The 21,433-nt window shown below is 66.2% G+C and carries 12 protein-coding genes, 3 pseudogenes and 1 riboswitch; of the genes and pseudogenes, 10 read left to right on the top strand and 5 right to left on the bottom strand.

Translation table 11 applies throughout. From position 1 onward, the window contains the following. Positions 1-7 precede the first annotated feature (7 nt). From ONR75_RS23490 to ONR75_RS23480, 3 genes and pseudogenes are all read left to right on the top strand, one after another. A pseudogene (locus ONR75_RS23490) lies at positions 8-2,160 on the top strand (molybdopterin cofactor-binding domain-containing protein). Positions 2,161-2,312: 152 nt separating this feature from the next. Beyond that, the gene (locus ONR75_RS23485; RefSeq protein ID WP_265079360.1) at positions 2,313-3,440 is read left to right on the top strand and encodes an HlyD family secretion protein; all 1,128 of its coding nucleotides are present in this window, start codon (positions 2,313-2,315) and stop codon (positions 3,438-3,440) included. Next, a complete protein-coding gene (locus tag ONR75_RS23480) occupies positions 3,427-5,013 on the top strand; it encodes an MFS transporter (RefSeq protein WP_265079359.1) in 1,587 nt (528 codons plus the stop codon). Before ONR75_RS23485 ends, ONR75_RS23480 begins: the two co-directional genes overlap by 14 nt. A gap of 40 nt (positions 5,014-5,053) precedes the next feature. Here the strand turns inward: ONR75_RS23480 and ONR75_RS23475 are convergent, their stop codons facing one another. From ONR75_RS23475 to ONR75_RS23465, 3 genes are all read right to left on the bottom strand, one after another. Next, positions 5,054-5,800, bottom strand: coding sequence for an SDR family oxidoreductase (locus ONR75_RS23475; protein WP_265079358.1), 747 nt, complete (start codon positions 5,798-5,800; stop codon positions 5,054-5,056). A gap of 224 nt (positions 5,801-6,024) precedes the next feature. Further along, positions 6,025-8,013, bottom strand: a complete 1,989-nt coding sequence (locus ONR75_RS23470; protein WP_265079357.1) for a putative bifunctional diguanylate cyclase/phosphodiesterase — start codon at positions 8,011-8,013, stop codon at positions 6,025-6,027. A 237-nt stretch (positions 8,014-8,250) separates the two neighbouring features. Continuing rightward, positions 8,251-10,011, bottom strand: a complete 1,761-nt coding sequence (locus tag ONR75_RS23465) for a chloride channel protein (protein WP_265079356.1) — start codon at positions 10,009-10,011, stop codon at positions 8,251-8,253. Positions 10,012-10,140: 129 nt separating this feature from the next. Between ONR75_RS23465 and ONR75_RS23460 the strand changes: the two genes are divergently transcribed. Beyond that, positions 10,141-10,695, top strand: a complete 555-nt coding sequence (locus ONR75_RS23460; protein WP_265079355.1) for a tyrosine phosphatase family protein — start codon at positions 10,141-10,143, stop codon at positions 10,693-10,695. A 40-nt stretch (positions 10,696-10,735) separates the two neighbouring features. On the opposite strand, the gene ONR75_RS23455 is transcribed toward ONR75_RS23460, so the two are convergent. Both ONR75_RS23455 and cobT read right to left on the bottom strand, forming a co-directional pair. Next, entirely contained in the window at positions 10,736-11,503 is a 768-nt protein-coding gene (locus ONR75_RS23455; RefSeq protein ID WP_265079354.1) for an adenosylcobinamide-GDP ribazoletransferase, read from the bottom strand. Next, positions 11,503-12,558: a nicotinate-nucleotide--dimethylbenzimidazole phosphoribosyltransferase gene (gene cobT / locus ONR75_RS23450; protein ID WP_265079353.1), complete on the bottom strand. Its 1,056-nt coding sequence runs from the start codon at positions 12,556-12,558 to the stop codon at positions 11,503-11,505. The genes ONR75_RS23455 and cobT overlap by 1 nt, the downstream gene beginning before the upstream one ends. A gap of 89 nt (positions 12,559-12,647) precedes the next feature. Further along, a riboswitch (cobalamin riboswitch) is annotated at positions 12,648-12,851 on the top strand. 111 nt (positions 12,852-12,962) lie between these two features. Between cobT and ONR75_RS23445 the strand changes: the two genes are divergently transcribed. From ONR75_RS23445 to ONR75_RS23420, 6 genes and pseudogenes are all read left to right on the top strand, one after another. Further along, positions 12,963-13,409 (top strand): DUF1636 domain-containing protein, encoded by a 447-nt coding sequence (locus ONR75_RS23445; protein ID WP_265079352.1) that lies wholly within the window; start codon positions 12,963-12,965, stop codon positions 13,407-13,409. Next, positions 13,406-13,941 (top strand): annotated as a pseudogene (gene cobU, locus ONR75_RS23440) (bifunctional adenosylcobinamide kinase/adenosylcobinamide-phosphate guanylyltransferase). Before ONR75_RS23445 ends, cobU begins: the two are co-directional and overlap by 4 nt. After that, positions 13,942-14,952 (top strand): cobalamin biosynthesis protein CobW, encoded by a 1,011-nt coding sequence (cobW, locus tag ONR75_RS23435; RefSeq protein ID WP_265079351.1) that lies wholly within the window; start codon positions 13,942-13,944, stop codon positions 14,950-14,952. A gap of 271 nt (positions 14,953-15,223) precedes the next feature. Beyond that, positions 15,224-19,086: pseudogene (gene cobN, locus ONR75_RS23430) on the top strand (cobaltochelatase subunit CobN). Further along, positions 19,083-19,706, top strand: coding sequence for a cob(I)yrinic acid a,c-diamide adenosyltransferase (gene cobO / locus ONR75_RS23425; RefSeq protein ID WP_265079350.1), 624 nt, complete (start codon positions 19,083-19,085; stop codon positions 19,704-19,706). The pseudogene cobN and the gene cobO overlap by 4 nt, the downstream one beginning before the upstream one ends. 191 nt (positions 19,707-19,897) lie before the next feature. After that, complete coding sequence (locus ONR75_RS23420; RefSeq protein WP_265079349.1) at positions 19,898-21,358, top strand: cobyric acid synthase; 1,461 nt, start codon at positions 19,898-19,900, stop codon at positions 21,356-21,358. The last annotated feature ends 75 nt before the right edge of the window (positions 21,359-21,433 follow it).

Genomic DNA, 21,433 nt, shown 5'->3' with positions numbered 1-21,433 from the left:
ACCCAGGATGCCGCGCGTGCTGTCGCGCCGCACCGTGCTCACGGCGGGTGCGGCCGCCGGAGGCGGGCTGTTGCTCAGTATCAGCATGCCCGGATGGCCCGGCCGCGCCGATGCCGCCGACGCGGCCGCCTTCGCGCCCAATGCCTTCGTGCGGATCGACCGCGACGGCCAAGTCACGCTGGTGATGGCCCAGGTCGAGATGGGGCAGGGCACTTACACCTCGATGCCGATGCTGATTGTCGAAGAACTTGAAGTCGAACTGGCGAAGGTCAGGCTCGAGCACGCGCCGCCGGACGACAAACTGTACGTCAACCCCTGATCGGCTTCCAGGTTACTGGCGGTTCGACCTCGGTACGGGGGTTCTGGAAGCCGCTGCGGATGGCCGGCGCTACCGCGCGAGCCATGCTGATCCAGGCCGCGGCGGCAGAGTGGAAGGTCGATCCTGCCACCTGTCGCGCCGTCAAGGGCGAGGTGATCCATACGCCCACCGGACGCAAGCTAGCCTATGGCAGACTGGTCGATGCCGCCGCCAAGCTGCCGGTTCCTGCAGATGTCCCGCTGAAAACCCAAAAGGATTTTACGCTGATCGGCACGCCGGCGAAGCGCCTCGACAGCGCCGGCAAGGTCAACGGGACGGCGGAATACGGCATCGATACCAAGGTGCCCGGCATGAAGGTCGCCACTGTCGCGGCGTGTCCGGTGATTGGCGGCAAACTCGGCAGCGTCGACGACAGCAAGGCCATGGCGATCAAGGGCGTGCGCCAAATCGTCAAGCTCGATAATGCGGTGGCGGTGATTGCCGACCACATGGGGGCAGCGAAGAAGGGGCTGGAAGCGCTGGTGATCACCTGGGACGAGGGGGCTAGTGCACAGTTCTCCAGCGCCGACCTGGTGCAGCAGCTCAAGGATGCTTCGGACAGGGACGGCGTGGTGGCGGTGAAGCAGGGCGATGTCGCCAAGGCGATTGCCGGCGCCGCAACGAAAATGGACGCGGTCTACCAGATGCCGTTGCTGGCTCATGCGGCAATGGAGCCGATGAATTGCACCGTGCATGTGCGCAAGGATGGCTGCGACGTCTGGGTTGGCACCCAGGTGGTTTCGCGCGCGCAGGCGACGGCCGCTGCGGTCACCGGCCTGCCGCTCGACAAGGTCAAGGTACACAACCATCTGCTCGGCGGCGGTTTCGGGCGCCGTCTCGATGTCGACGGGATCACCCAGGCGGTGCAGATCGCCAAGCAGGTCGACTATCCCGTCAAGGTGATCTGGACCCGCGAGGAGGACATCCAGCACGACATCTACCGTCCCTACTACTACGACACGCTGAGCGCCGGTCTCGACGCCAGCGGCAGACCTGTGGCCTTCAACCATCGTGTCGTCGGCTCGTCGATCCTGGCGCGCTGGGCACCGCCCTTCTTCAAGGATGGTCTCGATTCCGATGCGGTGGAGGCCGGCTCCGGCCCCTACGGCTTCGATAACCTGCTGGTCGATTATGTCCGGCAGGAGCCGCCGGCCGGGCTCACAACCGGCTGGTGGCGCGGTGTCGGCACCACGCACAATGCCTTCATGGTTGAAGGCTTTGTCGATGAGCTGGCGGCGACCGCCAAACAGGATCCGGTCGCCTACCGCCGGGCGCTGCTCGACAAGGCCCCGCGCGCCAAAGCGGTGCTCGACCTCGCCGCCGACAAGGCGGGCTGGGGCAAGCCGATGCCGGCCGGCCGGGGCCGCGGCGTCAGCGTCGTGTTCGGCTTCGGCAGCTATATCGCCCAGGTCGCCGAGGTTTCGGTGGGGAAGGACGGTCAGGTCAGGGTCGAGCGCGTGGTCTGCGCCGTCGATTGCGGGCAGATGATCAACCCGGACACCATCAAGGCACAGATGGAGGGCGGCATCCTGTTCGGGTTGACCGCCGCGCTGTATGGCGAAATCACCCTGAAGAACGGTCGCGTCGAGCAGGGAAATTTCGACACCTATCAGGCGATGCGCATCAATGAAGTGCCGGTCATCGAAGTCCATCTAATCGACAGCCATGAGGAACCCGGCGGCATCGGCGAACCCGGCACCGCGACGATTGCGCCGGCCGTGGTCAATGCGATCTTCAACCTGACAGGCAAGCGCCTGCGTAAATTGCCGATTGATCCGGCGCAGCTGAAATCGGGGGCATAGGCGGCAGGAGCAACGACACGGCAACGTCGACGTCGCTGTTTCCTTCCAGCCCGGTTGCGGTCCGGCTCGCTGGCGCCAAAACCTGCGATACGAATCTTGCGAGAGGCCGGGGACAAAGGCAGTCTGCCTCCATCGATACGAGGACGGACCCGATGTCTCAGGCTGACCAAAACCAGAATCCGGCGTTAACGCCAGCGCAGCAGACCTGGCGCCGGCTGGCGATTCCGCTGGTGGCACTGGCGGCGGCGGTGACCTTCATCGTTGTCGCGACCCTGCGCTGGGATATCTGGATCGGCGGCATGGCGGTGCAGTCGACCAACGACGCCTATATCCGTGCCGAGACGACACGGCTGAGCAGCCGGGTGGCGGGCGCGGTGCTGGCGGTGCCCGTTCGGGATTTCCAGCGCGTCAAGGCCGGCGACCTGCTGGTGCAGATCGATCCCGCCGATTACGAGGCCCAGGTGGCGCAGGCGCAGGCCGCCGTCGCCGCCGCCCAGGCGGCGCTGGACAACCTCGCCAATCAGGTCGAGCTGCAATATGCCACCATCGCCCAGGCCGAGGCGCAGCGGGTGTCGGCGCAGGCGCTTGAGGTCGAGGCGCGGCAAGAGCAGGAGCGCCAGCAGTCGCTGACCCGGACCGAAGCCGGCACGCGGCAGAAGTTCGAGCAGGCGGTGGCCGCCTATGCCAAGGCGCAGGCTGATGTGAAGGCCAGTGCCGCGATCATCGCCGCGCAGCGCCATCAGCTCGAAGTGCTCGCCGGCACCAAGCAGCAGCGCGCCGCGGATCTGCTCGGCGCCAGGGCCGCGCTCGATGCCGCCAAATTGCGGCTCGGCTATACCAGGATCGTCGCGCCGTTCGACGGCGTCGTCGGGGAGCGTCAGGTGCAGGCGGGCGACTACGTCAATATCGGCTCGAGCCTGATCAGCGTGGTGCCGCTGCCGAACGTCTATGTGATCGCGAATTACAAGGAGACGCAGCTGACGCGGGTGCAGCCCGGCCAGCCGGTCGATATCATCGTCGATACCTTCTCCGACCAGCCGCTGCGCGGCCGGGTCGAGCGGATCTCGCCGGCCTCGGGATCGCAATTCGCGCTGTTGCCGCCGGACAACGCAACCGGCAACTTCACGAAAGTCGTGCAGCGCGTGCCGGTCCGCATCGAACTCGATCCCGGCCAGCAGCTGCAGCAACGGCTGCTCCCGGGCATGTCGGTCACCGCGCGCATCCACACCGACCAGCCCGCCGTTGCCACGCGCGGGGATGCGATCCATGGCACCAAGTAAGGTCATCGAGAGCGGCCCGGTCTCCACCGGCGGCGTCTCGCACCGCCCGATCTTCGCGGTAGGCGCGGTGTTGCTCGGCTCGTTCCTGGCCAACTTCGACACCCGCATCTTTTCGGTCGGGCTGCCGGACATCCGTGGCGCACTCTCGCTGAGCTTCGACGAGGGCGCCTGGCTCTCGACTGCGGCGACGGCGTCGCAGATCTTCATCGCCCCCGCGGTGGCCTGGATGGCCACGGTGTTCGGATTGCGCCGGGTGCTGGGCTTTCCGAGCTTGGTCTATGCGGTGATCTCGCTGCTGATCCCGCTCACGCACGACTACACCACGCTGCTGGTACTCAACGTCATCCATGGACTGCTGCTCGGCACCTTCGTGCCGGCCACCCTGCTGATCATCTTTCGCAACCTGCCGATGTTCTGGTGGCTGCCGGCGATCGCGATCTATTCGATCCGCGTCGGCTTCACGCTCAACTCCGGCATTTCGCTGGTCGGCTTCTATGTCGAGCACCTCGGCTGGCAATGGATGTTCTGGCAGGATGTCATCATCGCGCCGCTGATGGGCCTGTTCGTCTGGCTCGGCACGCCGCGCGAGCCGGTCAACACCTTCGTGCTGGATGAGGCCGACTGGGGCGGCATGCTGCTGCTCGGCGCGGGCATGGCAATGGTCTATGCCGGGCTTGACCAGGGCAACCGGCTGGACTGGCTCGGGTCAGGCACCGTCGTGGCGCTGCTGTTCGGCGGCGCGGCTCTGGTGGTCGGGTTCTTCATCAACGAGTCGCTGGTGCGGCGGCCCTGGGCCCATGCCGAGGTGATCCTGTCGCGCAACATCGGCCTCGCGCTGGCGACAATCCTTTTATACACGCTGACCAGCCTGTCGAATTCCTCGCTGGCGCCGAACTTTCTTGTCGTCATCGCGCAATTGCGGCCTGAGCAGTCGGGGATGTTGTTTCTCCTCTATGGCGTCGCGCCGATGATCGTGCTGCTGCCGCTTTCGATCACGCTGGTGCGATACTTCGACGTGCGCTGGCCGTTGATCATCGGCTTGTCGGCCTTCGCCATCGCCGGCCTCCTTGGGACCCGGCTCACTCATGACTGGGCGCTCGGCGACTTCATCCCGATAGTGCTGCTGCAGTCGCTCGGGCAATCCTTCACGCTGCTGCCCATCGTGATCATCGCGCTGTCGAATTCCGATCCGTCGCGCGCCACCGCCTTCGCCGCCTATATCCAGGTGATGCGCCTCGGCGGCGCCGAGATCGGCATCGCTCTGATGAGCACCTGGCTGCGGGTGCGGGAGCAGCTCTATTCTAACCTGCTGGGCCAGCACATCGCGACCGGCGACGCCGACGTCACCGGCATCCTCGCGCAACTGACCAGCCGCTTCGCGAGCCACGGCGCCGGCCTGGCGCAGGCGCGCAGCGTCGGCACGCTGGCGTCGCGGGTCGCCCGCGAGGCCAATACGCTGGCCTATATCGACGGCTTCTGGCTGACGGTGTGGTTCGCCATCGCGGCGCTGATCTGCGTTTCGCTGATGAGCGCCGCACCGCCGGGACCGTTCACGCCGAAGCCGCGCTCCTGACGTTTCCTCGCGACGAGCGCGGAGACGTCAAGACCAGGGGCTACATCCCGCCGATAAATCCGCGGTTCCAGGTCGGGCTGATCAGCACTTCGTTGACGCAGACATGCGCAGGCATGCCGGCGATGAAGGCGATGGTCTTGCCGAGATCGGCAGGTTGCAGCATCCGCGCCATCACTTCTTCGCTGGGCGGCACCGGACGCTTCAGCATGATCGGTGTGGCGACCTCGCCGGGCGACAGGCAGCAGGCACGCAGCCCGTTGACGCATTCGTCCATGTTGAAGGAGTGGGTCAGCGCCAGCACCGCATGCTTGGTCGCGGTGTAGGCCGGCCCGGTCATCTTGGAGACGTGGCGGCCCGCCCACGAGGCGACGTTGATGATGCAGCCGTCCTTCTGCGCGCGCATCGCCGGCAACACCGCGCGCATGCAATACATGACGCCGTTGAGGTTGATGTCGACCAGCTGGTCCCAGCCGTCCAGCGAGAGGTCCTCCCAGCTACGCTTCGGCACGTTGACGCCGGCGCTATTGACCAGCAGATCGATGCGGCCGTGCCTGGCGAGAATTGCTTCCGCCACCTTTGTCACATCGGCCGATTTGCTGACGTCCAGCGCCATCGCCTCGATCGGCTTGCCGCCGGTGCCGAGTTCGTCGGTCACTTCCTTCAGCATTTCGGCGCGGCGGCCGGAAATAATCACCGTCCAGCCATCGGCGAGCAATGCCGCAGCACCTGCCTTGCCGATGCCGGTGCCGCCGCCGGTGACCCAGGCGATTTTCTTGTCTCCACTCACGATGCGCTCCCTTTTTTGATTGCAGGCGAACGTAGCGAAAGAACGCAGGTCTTCAAAGCCTTGATCCCGGCCAGGACCAGATCGCGCGCCCGTGGTGTTGTGGCATTCATCGGCATGCGGCGGTCTGCACAGCCCCGCTGGCGGGGCAGCCCGTGCTCAACCCATGCCTGCGCGATCCCGCCGTCGAGATGGACGTCAGCAAGGTGAAGAGTGACGTGCCGCCGTTATGCGCGGGCCATCGCCGCGGGAGCGGCGTTGTCGCTGGCGGCGAGATAAGCTTGCACCTTGCTGGCGGCCATCGGCCGGGCGAACAGGTAACCCTGCATGAAGCGGCAGCCTTCGTCGCGCAGCAACCGCATTTGCTGGGTCGTCTCGACACCTTCGACGACGCAATCGAGCTTCAGGTTGATGCACAGCCCTGCCAGGGTTCTCAGGATCATTTGCGATGCCGCGTCGGTCTCGACGTTCTGGACGAAGCTGCGGTCGATCTTGATCTTGTCGAGCGGCAGTTCGCGGATGCAGCTGAGGCTCGAATAGCCGGTGCCGAAATCGTCGAGCGAGATGCGTGCACCGAGCGCCTTCAGGGTCTTCAATGCTTCCGATGCCTGGGAACGGTTGCGCATCACCGCCGTCTCGGTGACCTCAAAATCGATCCTGTGGGCGTCGATGCCGCTCTGCTGCACGATGCCGATGATCTTCAGCGCCGACAGGGGTGACGCCACGTCGAGTGCCGACAGGTTGAACGAGATGCGGACGTCGGCAGGCCATGATGCGGCGCCTTCCAGGGCCTTGCGCAGCAGGATCGGCGTAAGCTCACAGATCGAGCCGGAGCGTTCGGCGGCGGTGATGAAGCGCATCGGCGACACGTCGCCCAGCGTCGGGCTGCGCCATCGCGCCAGCGCCTCGAAGCAGACCGTGCGACCGCTATCGGTGTCGATAATGGGTTGATAGGCGATCCACAATTCGGTCTCAAGGTCCGCGTTGAGCAGCGCCTGGTCGATCAGGCTGGCCTCGCGGATGCTGGCCTGATGTTCCGCCGAGAAAATCACCGCACGGCCGCGATCGTGCTGCTTGACGAAATACAGCGCATAGTCGGCACATTCGAACAGGTCTTCGGCGGTGATGGCTACCGACGGGAAAGTGGCGAAGCCGATCGAAGAGCCGATGCGGATGGTGAGTTCGTCGATCTCGAACGGCGCCTGTAGCAGGTCGGCGATGGCCGTGCCGGCTTCGATGATACGCGCGCGACAGGTCTCGTTCTCATCGATGATGACGAACTCGTCGCCACCCAGCCGCGCCAGATAGATGGAAGGATCGAGTGCGGCGCGCAGCCGGAGGCTGGCGTCTATCAGCAGGCGATCGCCGGTCCGATGGCCGTGCACGTCGTTGATCGGCTTGAACCCGTCGAGATCGAGGATGCCGATGGTCAGGCTTCGGCCGTCTGCGGCGGCTTGCGCCATGCGTCGATCAAGTTCGGCAAAAAAATGACGCCGGTTCGGCAGGCCGGTGAGGCTGTCGATATTCGAATTCCTGAAATTGGTGTCGTTGAGCGCCTTCAGTTCTTCCTGCTTGATGAGCAGCGCCTTGGTCGAGTTGATGCTATTTTCGAAGTTCCGGTAGTTGATCAGCAGCACGTATCCGCAGGCAACGACTACCGTCACGAAGTTGATGGCGGTGGCGACGAACACCATGCTACCGGTAGATACGAAAAATATGGTGAAGGGGATCACCACCAGCGCCATGATCAGGAGCGCGGCGGAGCGCAGATGCATCAGGCAGAAGCCGATACCGATGGTGGTCGTCGCCATGAAGAAAGCGACGTAGCTCTGGACATAGGCGTCGCCGTAGCGAAACAGGCTCAGGCTCCAGGCGCTGACGCCGGCGCCGAGAATGCCGGCGGTGACGATGGTGCCGTGCAGTCGCGCGATGGCGTGCTCGGCGCTGAGAATCTTGCCGCGGGAGCGCCACCACAGGATCATGCGGAACAGGCAGACCGAGTTCAGGACCGACGGAATCACCACGGTCAACAGCCAAGGTGCGGAGCCATAATGCGTCACAGCGAGCGCCACGGTGTTAACCATCACGAGCGTGTACATGATCGGAATCTGTCGCGTGAATGCGGCCAGCTTGGCCTGGATCAGTTCGGGGTTCTCGCGTGGCAGACGCAGCACCGCCCGGACACGGGCTTGAAATGATTGAAGCTGACTGAGCATCGCGTCCTTCCTGGACATCGAAACGTTCGATCGGAGGAGGAGAGTTAGCCCAGATAGCTTAACAATGGCCTGCGAAAGAGCCGCCAGGCACAAGGACGTGTCCCATACAAGTTAAAGTAGTGTATGAATTTGCTGGGGAATTTGAGATTAATGTCCGGTTTCGGACGCTGGACGGTACTCCGCGGTGGTTGTCTGACGCGCATCGACGACGCCCTTTTTCAGGGGCTGTTTTACGTCTCAGAGTTCCCCCACCGCGGCACGGCGCCGCTTCTCTGATTCCTCGGCGTAGCGGCGCAAGGCGAAGGCCTCGGTGAGCACGCCGACGACGCGATTGCGGTCGTGGCTGTCGACCACTGCCAGCGATTCCGATTCCGCGCCGTCGAAGGCCGCCACCGCCTGCTGCACATTCATGTCCGGTGTGAGGGTGGCGCCACGGTTGCGCAGCATTCCCTGAAGACTGGTCTCGGGCTTGCGTTCGGGCTCATGGGCCTCGGCGACCAGCGCAATGCCGGCATAGCGACCGTGCTGGTCGATGGCGATCACCTGGGTCTTCGACCCCAGCGGAAACTGTTCGCGAAACGCGGCAATGCTGATGCCGGCATTTACCGTGACCATATCGGCGCGCATCATGCTGGCCACGGTGAGGTCGCGGATCCAGCCGACATCGGCGGCGCTGCGGATGGTCTCGCCGCGCAGGTGCAGTCGCCAGGTCGCGAAAGAATAGCCGAACAGCTCGCGCGTGGTCTGCGTCGAGACGATGACCGCGATCAGCACCGCGGTCGTCAGCCAAAGGTTGCCGGTGGCCTCCAGCGCGATGAAGGTCATGGTCAGCGGCCCGCCGATCACGGAGGCCGACAAAGCGCTCATACCGATCACCGCGTAGACGCTGGTGTCGAGCGCGAGCTGTGGAAGCAGCGCGGACGCGCCGGCGGCGAACAGGTGGCCGCCGAGCACGCCGAGCAGCAGGGAGGCGAAGAACAATCCGCCGCGGAAACCCGAGCCGAGCGACACCACCGAGGCCACCGTCTTCAGCGCGAAGACCATGGCGATCACCATGAGTGGCTCGCTGGTGTCGCCGCTGACATGCAGCGCGCCGTGACCCGACGACAGCACCTCCGGCGTTGCCAGCGCCAGCAGGCCGACCAGCAGCCCGCCGAGCATCGGCCGCAGCGGCGTCCACAGCCGGCTGCGCGTCAGCAGCGTCTCACACAGCGCCACGCCACGCATGATGGCGATGCCGAACAGCGCCGCCACCAGGCCGAGGAGGGCGGCCAACGCGAGGTCGGGGCCGCTGACCTCGCCGATCTGGTTGACGGAGATGCCGAGCGACAGCGGTGAAAATGCCCGCGTCGCGGCATAGCCGGCCACGGCGGCGACGCCGATCGGCGTCAGGCTCGCCGGTGTGTAGCCGCCGATGATCAGTTCGAAGGCGTAAAACGCGCCGGCCAATGGCGCGCCGAAGGCGCCGGCAATGGCCGCGGCGGCGCCGCAGCCGACCATGATGCGCTGGTCGGCGCGGCGCAGATGCAGCGCGCGACCGATCGAGGCGGCGACGCCGCTGGCGATCTGGGTGTAGCCGGCCTCGAGCCCGACCGAGCCGCCGACGCCGCTCGACCATACGGTCTGCAGCGCCACGATGATGCTGCCGCGGAACGACATCCTGCCGCCATGCAGCGCATTGGCCTCGATCGGATCGACCTCACGCCCCGGCCGCCAGCGCAGCAGCATCAGCAGTGCCACGCCGAGCACCAGCCCGCCCAGCGTCGGCACCAGGACGGCGCGAACCGGATCGATGGCAGTTTGGCTCGACAGGCGCTCGCCCAGCGCCAGATCGAACAGCGCTACGTGCATCAGATTTACGGCGCCGCTCATCGCGGCCACCAGCAGACCGGCGATGCCCCCGATCAGTGCCGCCACCAATACGAGGCTGGTTTCGCGCGATCGGACGAAGGTACGCAGCGCGCGCGGAGCCTCGAGGAAATAGCCGGACGATGTCATGGCGGATATCTGCATGCGGAGGGGACGTCGGAGCGGGTTGTACGGTGCTTAGCCGGCGCAGGCCACTGGCAAATCCGATGAGCGGCGATGCCTGGTGCGGCCGGGTCAAGTTCCTTGTATGGTGGCCTCATGATCCACATCTGTTCTCTCGGCGGTCTCCATGCCGTCGCGGCCTCGCTCGACGACTTCGACCTGCTGACGCTGCTGTCGCCCACTCACGGTGCCGTCGACTGGAGCGGGCTGTCGCCAAACCGGCATCTGCACGTGTCGTTTCACGACATCGTCGAACCCGCGCCGGCGCTGGTAGCGCCCGACGCCAATGCCATGCGGCAGGTGCTTGCCTTTGGCGACGCCGCGCGCGGCCGTCCGTTGCTGGTTCATTGCTGGGCCGGCATCAGCCGTTCCAGCGCCGCGGCCTACGCGATCGCCTGCGCGCACAATCCCGGCTTCGAGCGCGAGATCGCCATGGAACTGCGCCACCGCGCGCCCGAAGCGACACCGAACCGGCTGATGGTGGCGCTGGCCGATGATTTGCTCAGCTGCAACGGTGTCATGGTCGATGCCGTCGCCAGCATCGGCCGCGGCGCCGAAGCCTTTGAGGGCAAGCCGTATCGGTTGCCGTTGCTGTGGCCACAAACTCCGTCGTCATCCCAGCCGAAACGCAGTGCGTTTCGGCTGGGATGACGACGGTAGGAGGAGGGCGGATGAAGAAAGCGCCGTTTCGTCAGGCCAAAATTACCGCCGCGACGCCCAGCAGAAACCCGATCTCGAACACCTGCTCCACCGCGCCGAGCACGTCGCCGGTGTAGCCGCCGAGCAGGCGGCGCGACCATCTTGCCAGTAGCCAGGCCAGCAGCGCGCCACTACACCAGCCGGCCATCACCGCCCATAGCGAGATGAAGGCCAGCGGCAGCGCCGCCAGTGCTACAACGATGAGTGCAAAGCGCAATTCGTCGGATCGTACCGGCGCTTCGGCATAGGCGACCTTCATCGCCGCGGTGTCGCCGGCATAGGCCATGTTGTTCATGGCGAAGGCTGGCGCCGCGCGCGCCGCGGCATGGGTTGCGATCAGCGCGGCAGGGCCGGCCCACATCGGCAGGTCGGAAATCGCGGTGACCCGCAGCATCACGCCGAGGCCCAGCGCCAGCGCGCCATAGCTGCCGATGCGGCTGTCCTTCATGATGGCGAGGCGTTTTTCCACGCTCCAGCCGCCGCCGAAGGAATCCGCGGTGTCGGCGAGGCCGTCCTCGTGCAGCGCCGAGGTCAGCACAATGCTGGTCGTCACCGCCAGCAGCGCTGAGACCACCGGACTCCAGAACTCGTTGGCGAGCAGCAGCACCAGCGCCGATGCCGCGCCGATACCGGCGCCGATCACCGGAAAATACTTCATCGCCCGCGCGAGCCAGTCCGGCGCGCCAGCCGTTGCGGTGTCCGGCACCCGCACCACCGTGAGGAAGCGGATCGCATCATACAGGGCGCCCGGCAGTTGCATCAGATGTTTCCCGACAGCACGTCGCTGAGATCGGCGACATCGGTGAGCAGTCGCGCTGCGGCGCGGACCAGCGGCACCGCCAGCAGCGCTCCGGTGCCTTCCCCGAGCCGCAGCCCGAGATCGAGCAATGGCTTGGCATCGAGCGCCGCCAGCACCAGGTCGTGGCCCTTTTCCGCGGAGCGATGCGCGAACACGCAATAGCCGCGCGCCGCGGGCGCGAGACGGATCGCCAGCAGCGCCGCCGCCGTCGAGATGAAGCCATCGACAATCACCGGTCGTCGCTGCGATGCCGCGCCGAGAATCGCGCCGGCCATCATGGCGATCTCCAGTCCGCCGAATTCGCTGAGCACATCGAGCGGCGCGCTGGCGTCGCTGCGCGCGGCGGCCTTGTGAATCGCCGCGCGCTTTTTGGCCATGCCCGCATCGTCCTGCCCGGCGCCGACGCCGATGCAGTCGTCGAGCGGAGCCGGGGCGAGGCGATGTACCAGCAACGCGGAGGAGGCGGTGTTGCCGATGCCCATCTCGCCGAGCGCGAGGATGTTGGCGCCGGCGCGAATTTCGCCGACGGCAATGCGGGCACCCGCTGCCAACGCGCCGGAGGCCTCATGAAATGTCATCGCCGGCTCGCGCGCGGCGTTGGCGGTGCCCATGCGGATCTTGGCGTCGAGCAGGCCGGGATGTACCGGCAGCTCAGCCGCGACGCCGGCATCGATGACGCGGACGGCGACGTTGTTGGCGGTGGCAAAGGCATTGGCGGTGGCGCGGCCGGCCAGATAGGTCATCACCATGGCCACGGTCACGGCCGAGGGATATTGCGACACGCCTTCCTCGACCAGCCCGTGATCGGCGGCGAACACCAGCAGCACGGCGTTCTCGCCGCGCGGTTCCCCGGGATGCCGGATCATGCCGAGCTGAACCGCAAGGTCCTCGATCCGGCCCAGCGAGCCCAGCGGTTTCGCCTTGCCGTCGATGCGGGCGCGCAGGGTCGCTTCCAGCGCGGGATCGAGGGGGACAATGGCGGGCGGCTGCCACAAAGGCGGGGTGTGGGCGGTCATGGTGGTCCTCTCGCGGTGGCGCGTACCTGACGCAACCGCCATCATCCGGTCAACAGCCTGCTTGCGCGGTTGACCCCGCAGCCCCCGGGGCTAGCGTCGTGCGCGATGGTCCTTCCGCGTGAAGGTGAATAGGGAAGCCGGTGCGAGCGGTCTCGATTGAGACTTCTCCAGGCCGGCGCTGCCCCCGCAACTGTAAGCGACGAGCCTGCACCGATGCCACTGGGAGATCCCGGGAAGGCGGCGCAGGCAGCGACTCGCGAGCCAGGAGACCTGCCATCACGAACTGTGCTTTGGAGGCGTCGTCGGGGCGGGGTGCACCGGACGGGAGCGAGCGCGACGGCCTGTGCCGTAGCGCGCGACCCAACAAAGCTCGCGGCCTTTCCAGGCCTTGATGTGAGCATGTGATGGATCGCGACAGCACGACCCTGCCGTCCGACGTAACGATGACCGAACCGCGGCGCAGCCATGCGCCAGCAGGTCCCGTCATCGTCAGCGTCTGCATCACCTGCAAATCCGCCGATGGCAGCGCCGTCGTGGGGCCGGAGATGTTCGACGCCGTGAAATCCGCGCTTGGCGTCAGCGACGTCATGGTGCGTCCGGTGCAGTGCCTTAGCGTCTGCAAGCGCCCGGCCACCGTCGCAGTCACCAGCCCCGACGGTTATACGTTCCTGTTCGGCGACCTGCAGACGGACAGCGGCAGCGCTGCGCTGGTGTCGTTCGTGCAGTCGTATCAGAAGTCGGACTATGGCTTGGTGCCGTGGCGCGAGCGCGCCGACGTGTTGCGAAAAGGCATGGTGGCGCGGGTGCCGCCGATGCGCTGGTCGCCCGACGACGGGCGCGCGCCGAAATGAAGATGCTGCAAACCACTCTGGTGCTCGGCGGCGCGCGCTCGGGCAAGTCGGTCTTCGCCGAGCAGCTGATCGATCACAGCGCGCTGCAGCGGATCTATCTCGCCACCGCCACCGCGGGGAGGACGAGGAGATGAAGCAGCGTATCGCCCATCACCGCAATCGCCGCGCCGACGGCTGGACCACCGTCGAGGAGCCGCTGGCGCTGGTCGATGCGCTGACGCGCGAGGCGACGCGCGGCCGCGCCGTGCTGGTGGACTGCCTGACCCTGTGGCTGTCGAACGTGATGTTCGCCGGCCGCGATCCCGAGATCGAGGCGCGCCGGCTGACGCGCTTTCTCGGCGTCGCCAAATATCCCATCGTATTCGTCTCCAACGAGGTCGGCATGGGCCTGGTGCCGGAGACGCCGCTGGGCCGCGCCTTCCGCGATGCGCAGGGGCGCCTCAATCAGATTATCGCGGCCGCCGTGCCGCAAGTGGTTTTCATCGCCGCCGGGCTGCCGCTCTGGCTCAAACATTCGCCTGAGGAGTCGTAAATGTCCCGTGTTCCCGTCACCGTGCTCACCGGTTTCCTCGGCGCCGGCAAGACCACGCTGCTGCGCGCATTGCTGACCCAGGCCGACGGCCGCCGTATTGCTGTCATCGTCAACGAATTCGGCGATGCTGGTTTTGACGGCGGCCTGGTCCAGGAATGCGCCGCCAACGCCTGCGCGCCCGGCGACATAATCGAACTCACCAACGGCTGCATCTGCTGCACCGTGGCCGACGATTTTATCCCCACCATGGACAAGCTTCTGGCCCGCGATATTCCGCTCGACGCCATCGTCATCGAGACGTCGGGGCTCGCGCTGCCGCAGCCGTTGCTGAAAGCATTTGCGTGGCCAGCGGTCAAAACCCGCGCCACGGTCGACGGCGTCGTCACCGTGGTCGATGCGCTGGCGCTGTCGGAAGGCCGTGTCACGCTGGATGAGGACGCCGTCGCTGAACAGCGTGCGAAGGATGAGGGGATCGAACATGACGATCCGATCGAGGAAGTTTTCGAGGATCAGCTCGCCTGCGCCGATCTGGTGGTGCTGTCGAAGAGCGATCTGGTGACGGTTGCCCAGCTAGCGGAGATCGAAACGAAACTCAAAGCCATCCTGCGGCCGGGCGTACGTATCGTCCGCTCGAAGGGCGAGTTGGCGCCTGCCGTCCTGATCGGGATGAACGCCGAGGCCGAGAACGACATGAAAGCCCGTGCCGGCCATCATAGCGAGGAGGAAGAGCACGACCACGACGATTTCGACAGCATCGTAGTCTTGCCCTCGGCTTCCGTGACCGTGGAAGCCCTGCGCGCCCGTGTCAGCGATGCGTTGGGTCTGGAAGGCGTGTTGCGCGTCAAGGGGCACGCACGCATCAGCGACAAGGCCGCGCCGATCGTGGTGCAGGCGGTCGGCAGCCGCGTCGAACTGGCATTCGGCCGACCGGACGTCAAGCAGGCCGAGCATCTGGTGGTGATCGGGCTGAAGGGATTTGACGGCGACGCGGTGCGACGGGCGCTGCAGTAGCAATCTGGGCAAAGGCGGCGCCGTCTTTTCCCTCCCCCAAGCGCAGCGAAGCGGTGCGGGGTGGGGAGGGTGGCCGGGCGTAGCGCAGCGAAGCCCGGTCGGGTGGGGGCGGTGCCACGGACTCTAAAGCGTGTGTGACGCCCCCACCCCGGCCTCCACTTCCGACGATGCTATCGCATCGTCGTTCGTTCGGCCGACCCTCCCCACCGCAAAGACGCGGGGGAGGGATACCGCACCGTCATCGCGTTAACATGAAGGCTGCCAAACCCGCATGCATCTGAAGCTCGACACCTCCGGCACCATCGACGACGGCGACGTCGCCCGGGATCTCGGGCAGGACACCGCCGATATCGTCGTGCTGTCGGCGGCGGACAGCGATCTCGCTGCGTTCGGCGCTGCTCACAGAGCGTTGCCCAGCGACTTCCCCAGCGTGCGGTTGACCAACATGCTGGCACTCGGCCACAACGCGTCCGTCGATCTTTACGTCGAACGCACGCTACGCCATGCGAAGATCGTCGTGCTGCGCATGCTCGGCGGCGAGAGCTACTGGCCGCACGGCGTCGACAGCCTGCGTAGCGATGCGCTGCGTCGCGGCACGCAGTTCGTGTGTTTGCCCGGCGAAATGTACTGGAACGCCGACCTCGCGGCGCGCAGCACCGTCGGCGAAGAGGTCACGCAACAGTTCTGGCGCTATTGCAGCGAGGGTGGCGTCGACAATGCGCAATTGATGCTGCGCTACGCCGCGCATCTGATCGGCCAAGGCGATGCGCCGCCCTCGGCGCGGCCGATGCCCTCCGCCGGCTTCTGGCCCAGCGAACCCGCAATCTCCGAACGCCCCAACGCCATCGTTATCTTTTACCGCGCGTTGGTCGCCGGGGGCGACACCGCGGCGATCGCGGCGCTGCGCGTTGCGCTCAACGCCCGAGGCCTCAACGCCGTCTGCTTGTTCGTCACCAGCCTGAAGGACGAGCGCTCGGGCGCCTTTCTGCGCGCGGCATTGGCGGCGTATCCGCCGGATATCATCATCAACGCCACGGCCTTCGCCACGGCCACCGCCCATGACGATGCTGGGGTGCTGGCGGCGTCGGGCTGCCCGGTGCTGCAGGTGGCGCAGGCCGGCACCTCGCGCGAAAGCTGGGAGGCGTCATCGCGCGGGCTGACGCCGCGCGACCTCGCGATGCATGTGGTGCTGCCGGAAGTCGACGGCCGCATCTTCGCCAATGTCATCGCCTTCAAGGAGCGCGCCGACGGTGATGGCAGTTTCGAGCCGGTCACGTTCCAGCCGGTGCCGGATCGCGTCGATGCGACAGCCGATCTTGCGCGCGCCTGGGTCCGGTTGCGCCGCGCGAAGACGCCGGAGCGCCGCGTTGCCCTGATCCTCGCCAACTATCCCAACCGCGATGGCCGTCTCGCCAATGGCGTTGGCCTCGACACGCCGCAGAGTCTGATCGATGTGATGGCCGCGATGCGCGGCGCCGGTTATGCGATCGACGATGCGCCCGATGACGCCGCCGCGATGATGGCGCTGCTGCAACAGGGGCCGACCAACGCGCTGATCGATCGCGATGCGCGTCAAGGAGGTGCGACATGGCCGCTGGCGGACTATCAACTTGCCTTTGCCTCGCTACCGGTGAGCGTGCAGCGCGCAGTCGAGGCGCGTTGGGGCAAAGCGGCCGACGACCCGCATGTGCTCGACAGTAGCTTCCGCCTCGGCCTGCATCGCTACGGAAATGTGGTGGTTGGCGTGCAGCCGGCGCGCGGCTACAACATCGATCCCAAGGCGAGCTATCACGATCCTGATCTGGTGCCGCCGCATCATTATCTCGCCTTCTATCTCTGGCTGCGCCGCGAATTCGATACTCACGCCGTGGTGCATCTCGGCAAGCACGGCAATCTCGAATGGCTGCCGGGCAAGAGCACTGGCCTGTCCGCCGATTGCCTGCCCGATGCAGTGCTCGGACCGCTGCCGCATCTCTATCCGTTCATTGTCAACGATCCCGGCGAGGGCATCCAGGCCAAGCGCCGCGTCGCGGCCGTGATCGTCGATCACCTGACACCGCCTATGACCCGCGCCGAACTGCACGACGATCTGGCGCGGCTGGAGACGCTGGTCGACGAATACGCCGTCGCCGCCGATCTCGATCCGAGACGCGCCGCCGTCATTGCCGAGGACATTCTGTCGCTGGCCCGCGCGCAGCGTCTCGATGCCGACGTCAACATCGACCGGGACACGCCGGACCATGAAGCCCTGCGCGCGCTCGATGCGCATCTGTGCGATCTCAAGGAAATGCAGATCCGCGACGGCTTGCACATCTTCGGACGTACGCCGGAGGAGGCCCAGCGCAACGATCTGCTGGTCTCCATCGCGCGGCTGCCACGCTCGGAGACCAAGCCGCAGGATGCCTCGTTGCATCGGGCAATCGCTGCAGATCTGGCGCTCGATTTCGATCCGCTGACGCGGGAACTGGCAGATGACTATCTCGGCCCGCGGCCTGCGGTATTGGCTGATATCAGCGACGCGTTGTGGCGCACCACGGGCGATACGGTGGAGCGCATTGAAGCGCTAGCGCTGTGTCTGGTTGCCGAAGCAGCCGCCACAAACGCGGTGTCGTCCCCACCTAGTGCGCCTTCGGCGCACACGGGGCAGGGACCCATAGCCTCCGGCGAAGACACAGAAACACAGTCTTTGTCGTCGGGCGAACTTATCTCTACACGGTGTATGGGTCCCCGCCTTCGCGGGGACGACACGGAGTTTGCTGAAGCGCATTGGCCGGCCACCGCCGCTGTCCTCGCCTGGATCTCCGGCACCCTCCGTCCCGCCATCGATGGCTGCGGCGCCGCCGAGATGGCTGCGCTCCTGAAAGGCCTCGACGGCAACTTTATCCGCCCCGGCCCGTCCGGCGCGCCGACCCGCGGGCGGCCGGACGTGCTACCCACCGGTCGCAATTTCTTCGCGGTGGATGTCCGCGCGGTGCCGACGCCGTCGGCATGGCGGATCGGCCAGCTCGCCGCCGAGCGACTGGTGGAATCCTATTGGCAGGAGGCGGGCGAATGGCCGCGTTCGATCGCGCTGTCGGCCTGGGGCACCTCCAACATGCGCACCGGTGGCGACGACGTGGCGCAGGCGCTGGCCTTGATCGGCGCCCGGCCGTTGTGGGAGGAGACCTCCGGCCGCGTCACCGGCTTCGCCATCACGCCGCTGTCGGAGCTGAAGCGGCCGCGCGTCGATGTCACCTTTCGCGTGTCCGGCCTGTTTCGCGATGCCTTCCCGACGCAGATGGACATCATCGGCTCGGCGGTGGCGGCGATTGCCGCACTCGATGAGCCCGACGAGGCCAACCCCATCGCCGCGCATGTGCGCGCGCGTCGGCAGGCGCTGGAATCCGGCGGCATGACCTGCGAGGTGGCGCGCCGCCAGGCCATGCGTCGCGTGTTCGGCTCGAAGCCTGGCGCCTACGGGGCGGGGCTGCAGGCGTTGATGGACGAAGGCGGCTGGGGCGGTCGCGGCGATATCGCCGAGGTGTATCTCGACTGGGGCGGTTACGCCTATGGCAGCGGCATCGACGGCGAGGCGGCGCGCGACGAGTTTTCCGCGCAGCTCAAGGGCATCGATCTGGTGGCGCAAACCCAGGACAACCGCGAGCACGATATCCTCGACTCCGACGACTACTACCAGTTCATCGGCGGCCTCAGCGCCACCGTACAGTCTTTGCGCGGCGTGGCCCCCGTATCGCGCATATCGACACCTCGCGGCCGGAGGTGCCGCTGGCGCGCCCGCTCAGCCATGAAATCTCCCGTGTGGTGCGCGGCCGTGCCGCCAATCCGAAATGGATCGCCGGCGTGATGCGCCATGGCTACAAGGGCGCCTTCGAGATCGCCGCCACGGTGGATTACCTGTTCGGCTTCGCCGCCTCGACAGACGCGGTGGCGAACCATCATTTCGATCAGCTGTTCGCCTCCTATCTTGAGGACGACCGCGTGCGCGACTTCATGCACGAGGCCAATCCCGCCGCCCTGCGCGAGACCGCCGCGCGCTTTGCCGAAGCCATCCGCCGCGGCCTGTGGACGCCGCGCTCCAACCGCGCCGCCGACCTGATCGCCGAACTCCTGCCGATACGTGAGGAAACCGCATGACCGAGCTTTCGCCCGACGAGGAAAATGCCCGTCACAAGATCAAGGCCGCCAAGCACAAGGCCGCAAAAGACAAGATCATGGCCACCAAGATCGGCGAGAAGGGCCTCTTGATCGTCCATACCGGCACGGGCAAGGGCAAGACCTCCGCGGCGCTCGGCATGGTGTTCCGCCATATCGGCCACGGTTTTCCCGTCGGCATTGTGCAGTTCACCAAGTCGCCGGAATGGGACACCGGTGAAGCGCGCCTGTTGAAGACCTTTCCCGATCTCGTCACGCTGCACATCATGGGCGAGGGCTTTACCTGGATCACCCAGGACAGGGAACGCGACATCGCCGCCGCCACCGCCGGCTGGGAGCGCGCCAAGGAGATGATCCGCGACGACCGCCACCGCATGGTGCTGCTCGACGAACTCAACATCGTGCTGCGCTACGACTACCTGGATCTGGATGAGGTGCTGAAATTCCTGCGCGACGAGAAGCCGGCGGACAAGCACGTGGTGATCACTGGCAGGAATGCAAAACCGGAGCTGATCGAGATGGCCGATCTGGTCACCGAGATGACCTTGATCAAGCACCCGTTCCGCGCCGGCGTGAAGGGCCAGAAGGGCATCGAGTTTTGATGACGGTGCACTTTACCTCTCCCCGCTTGCGGGGAGAGGTCGGAGCCGAGCGATAGCTCGGCTCCGGGTGAGGGGAGCCAATGTTTCACTCGCGGGCTGCCCCTCACCCGGCTCGAATGCGCTTCGCGCCTTCGAGCCACCCTCTCCCCGCAGGCGGGGAGAGGGAAGAGCGGCCGCATCGGAGTTGACGAATGACCACCACCCCCGCGCTCATGATCCAGGCCACCGGCTCCAATGCCGGCAAGTCGACTATTGTCGCGGGCCTTGCGCGCGCGCTGCTGCGCCGGGGCCTGAAGGTGGCGCCATTCAAGCCGCAGAACATGTCGAACAACGCCGCTGTCGCCGTCGACGGCGGCGAGATCGGGCGGGCACAGGCGGTGCAGGCGCGCGCCGCCAGAATGCCGCCGAGCGTGCACATGAACCCGGTGCTGCTAAAGCCGGAGACCGACACCGGCGCCCAGGTCATCGTGCAGGGCAAGCGCTGGGGCACCCTGCGCACGAAGAATTTTCTGGAGAAGAAAGCGGCGTTGATGCCAGCGGTGCTCGAGAGCTTCGCGCATATGTGCGATCGCGCCGACATCGTGCTGGTGGAGGGCGCGGGTTCGCCGGCGGAGATCAATCTGCGCGCCGGCGATATCGCCAATATGGGATTTGCGGCGGCTGCGAATGTGCCGGTGGTGCTGGTCGGCGACATCGACCGCGGCGGCGTCATTGCCAGCCTTGCCGGCACGCATCTCGTGCTCGCGCCCGAAGAACGCGCGCGCATCCATGGTTTCATCATCAACAAGTTTCGCGGCGATCCCGCGCTGTTCGACAGCGGCCTCACCGCCGTCACGCAGCTCACCGGCTGGCCGTCGCTCGGCGTGCTGCCGTGGCTACCGCAAGCAGCTCAGCTGCCGGCCGAAGACGCCGTCGATCTCGACCGTACGCATGCGTCGACATCGACGCGCATCGTCGCCGTGCCGGTGCTGGCGCGCATCGCCAATTTCGACGATCTCGATCCGCTTGGCATGGAGCCCGGCGTAAAACTGGTCTTCGTGCGGCCGGGCGAACCGATCCCGGGCGATGCAGATGTGGTCATCCTGCCGGGGTCGAAATCCACCATCGGCGATCTCGCCTTCCTGCGCGCGCAGGGCTGGGATATCGACATCAAGGCCCATGTGCGCCGTGGCGGCCATCTGCTCGGGATGTGCGGTGGCTATCAGATGCTCGGCCGGACCATTGCCGATCCCGATGGGGTCGACGGCGTGCCCGGCACGGTCGACGGTCTCGGCCTGCTGGCGATCGACACGCTGATGAGCGCGGACAAATCGACCACGCTAGTGCACGGCGAGCATTGTGCCACCGGTGCAGCCGTCGCCGGCTACGAGATCCATCTTGGCCGCAGCGAAGGCGCCGACTGCGCGCGGCCGTTGCTCATGATCGATGGCCGGCCCGATGGCGCCATCTCGCCGAGCGGTCGCGTCCAGGGCACCTATGTGCACGGCCTGTTCACCGGGGATGCCTTCCGCAAGGCCTGGCTGGCCAATCTCGGCATTGCCTCGTCACTGGCCTACGACGCACAGATCGAAGCCGCACTGGATGCGCTGGCCGATCATTTCGAACAGCATCTCGACATCGATGCGCTGCTCAAGATTGCGCGCAGCCGGTGAATGGCGATCTTGTCCCGGACGCGATGCAGCACGAAGTGCTGCCTCGCAGATCCGGGACCGCGCCGAACACTGGCG

The sequence above is a fragment of the Rhodopseudomonas sp. P2A-2r genome (assembly GCF_026015985.1).
Classification (GTDB): Bacteria; Pseudomonadota; Alphaproteobacteria; order Rhizobiales; family Xanthobacteraceae; genus Tardiphaga.
This window is presented reverse-complemented; position numbering and strand designations above follow the sequence as displayed.